Origin of the sequence: Sinanaerobacter chloroacetimidivorans, from assembly GCF_018128545.1 — a bacterium.
Taxonomy (GTDB): domain Bacteria; phylum Bacillota; class Clostridia; order Peptostreptococcales; family Anaerovoracaceae; genus Sinanaerobacter; species Sinanaerobacter chloroacetimidivorans.
This window is the reverse complement of the sequence record NZ_JAGSND010000039.1, coordinates 1-2,516: the sequence shown is the minus strand read 5'-3', so window position 1 is coordinate 2,516 and position 2,516 is coordinate 1. Positions and strand designations below refer to the sequence as shown.

Genomic DNA, 2,516 nt, shown 5'->3' with positions numbered 1-2,516 from the left:
TGCTGCTGGTATTTCCGCGCCGGCACTCAGTTTGGAGGCCACATCCTGCATAACGATCTTGCCATTGTAGCCGCTGCCAGATACCGTTGACAGATCCACTTCGTTCGCCTCTGCCACTCTTCTTGCAAGGGGGCTGATCACGATGCCTTTATGTGCAAGGACATCTCTGACTTTGATCTCGCCATATTGCCCCGTTGCTCTTACCTTTCCAAGCTCTATATTTTTCTCCGATGCCATTCTCCTGGCTGCAGGAGTAGCCGCTGCTTTGCCCGAGCTCCCCATCAGCATTGAGCCCTCCGGTGCGCCGGCTTCTTCGACGAGTTCTCCCGGCGTGCCGATATATCCGATGATCTGCGTGACCGGTACCACTTCTCCTTCTTCTTTTAGGATCTTGATCAGTGTTCCTGATGCCTGGGCTTCCACTTCCATATTTACTTTATCGGTGAGTATTTCAAGCAGGGGTTCTCCCTGTTCCACTTTGTCTCCTTCTGCCTTCAGCCATTTGATGACGGTTCCTTCTTCCATGGCCATTCCCGCCTTTGGCATGATGATTGCTGTTGCCATTCTTTTCCCTCCTTACTTCACGAGAGTATAGACTGCTTCTTTGATCTTCTCTTCCGTAGGAACCGCATTTTTCTCAAGCTCCGGACAATATGGGATGGGAATATCCAGCCCTCCCAGTCGTTTTACCGGGGCATCCAGGTAAAAGAATGCTTCGCTGTCAGCAATCACTGCTGCGATTTCCCCGCCGAAGCCACCTGTCTGCACCGCTTCGTGTACGATCAAAACTTTTCCTGTCTTTTTCGCCGATTGAATCAGCGTATCCTTGTCCAGGGGCAGCAGGGTTCTCGGATCCACCACTTCGATGTCAATACCTTCTTTGGCCAGCTCTTCTGCTACCGCAAGACAGGTTGGAACCATTCTTCCGTAGCTAATGATGGTCAAGTCCTTTCCTTCTCTTTTTACATCTGCCTTACCAAGCTCTATTACATAGTCTTCTTCAGGCACTTCTCCTTTTCTTCGATAAAGGAGCTTTTGCTCGATGAACATCACCGGATTATCGTCCCGAATGGCTGCTTTCAGCAGGCCTTTGGCATCGTAAGGGGTGGAGGGTATGACTACCTTTAGTCCCGGCACATGGCAGAACCATGCTTCCAGGCTTTGGGAATGCTGAGCTGCTGCTCCGGTTCCCGAACCTCCCGGGGTACGCAGCACCATGGGCACTTTTGCTTTACCCCCAAACATATATCTGATCTTTGCAGCCTGATTCACAAGCTGGTCCATGGAGATTGTGGTAAAGTCACTGAACATAATCTCAGCAATAGGCCTCATTCCGGTTACTGCTGCTCCTACTGCCGCTCCTGCTATCACTGCTTCAGAGATTGGGGTGTCTCTGACTCTTTCTTCTCCGAACTCCTGAAACATTCCAACAGATACTCCAAATGCGCCGCCGTACAGCCCTACATCTTCTCCCATTAGAAATACCGTTTCATCCCGTCTCATTTCCTCCGACATGGCTTCTTTTATCGCCTGTGCGTAAGTTATCTCTTTCATTCTATCCCCTCCTATGCGTATACATCGTCCATGATGGTGTCAAGGGATGGATACGGGCTGTTCTGGGCGAATTCCACAGCCTTTTCCATGTCCTCAGAAGCCTGCTTTTCCATTTCATCCAATTCCTTGGCTTTGAAGATCTGATTGCTTTCCAGATAGGCCCTCATGCGCTTGATGGGGCACTTTTCCTTCCAGCTGGCAATCTCTTCTTTGGTTCTGTACACGTTCGCATCACTCTTGGAATGACCCAGCCATCTGTAGGTCTTAGCCTCTATCAGAATGGGGCCGTTTTCTTTTACATACTCTTTTGCTTCCAGTACACTCTTGTATACTTCAAGCACGTCGTTTCCGTCGATAACCATGCCTTTGATTCCATAGGCCGCTGCTCTGTCTGCCACATCAGTAATGTTCATGGATTTGCTTACTGGTACCGACATGCCGTACAGATTGTTCTCACAGATGAAAATCACCGGCAGCTTCCAAACGGATGCCAGATTCAATGCCTCGTGGAAGCTTCCTTCATTCGATGCTCCATCTCCGAAAAAGCAGACCACTACATTGTCTCTCTTCTGCATTCTCAGGGTAAGTCCTGCTCCAACCGCAATGGCATGTCCTCCGCCCACTACGCCGTTAGCTCCGATATTTCCTCTTTCAAGGTCTGCGATATGCATGGAGCCTCCTTTCCCTTTGCAGTAGCCCGTTGATTTCCCAAGCAGTTCTGCCATCATCCGGTTCAGATCGATTCCTTTTCCAATGCAGTGTCCGTGTCCCCGGTGGGTGCTCGTAATCAGGTCTTCTGTTTCAAGGGCACAACATGCACCTACAGCGGAAGCTTCCTCCCCCACGTAAAGATGGGTGGTTCCGTGCACCATTCCCATGGAGAAGAAATATGCCACCTTCTCTTCGAACAGCCTTGTATGCAGCATCTTTATATACATTTCTTTCAGTTTTTCTTTGTTGAT

3 protein-coding genes are annotated in these 2,516 nt (G+C 49.7%); all 3 read right to left on the bottom strand.

Annotated features, from left to right (window positions below; all coding sequences use genetic code 11):
* Positions 1 to 564: E3 binding domain-containing protein (locus KCX82_RS22625; protein WP_227020707.1), on the bottom strand; the 564-nt coding region annotated here is incomplete at its 3' end.
* Positions 565 to 576: 12 nt separating this feature from the next.
* Entirely contained in the window at positions 577 to 1,554 is a 978-nt protein-coding gene (locus tag KCX82_RS22620) for an alpha-ketoacid dehydrogenase subunit beta (protein ID WP_227020706.1), read from the bottom strand.
* 11 nt (positions 1,555 to 1,565) lie between these two features.
* Positions 1,566 to 2,516 (bottom strand): thiamine pyrophosphate-dependent dehydrogenase E1 component subunit alpha (locus KCX82_RS22615; RefSeq protein WP_227020705.1); only part of this gene is annotated, 951 nt, incomplete at its 5' end.

Bases quoted from the DNA above. Each gene is read 5' to 3' on its own strand.
- KCX82_RS22620 (WP_227020706.1), bottom strand. From the start codon at position 1,554: ATGAAAGAGATAACTTACGCACAGGCGATAAAAGAAGCCATGTCGGAG.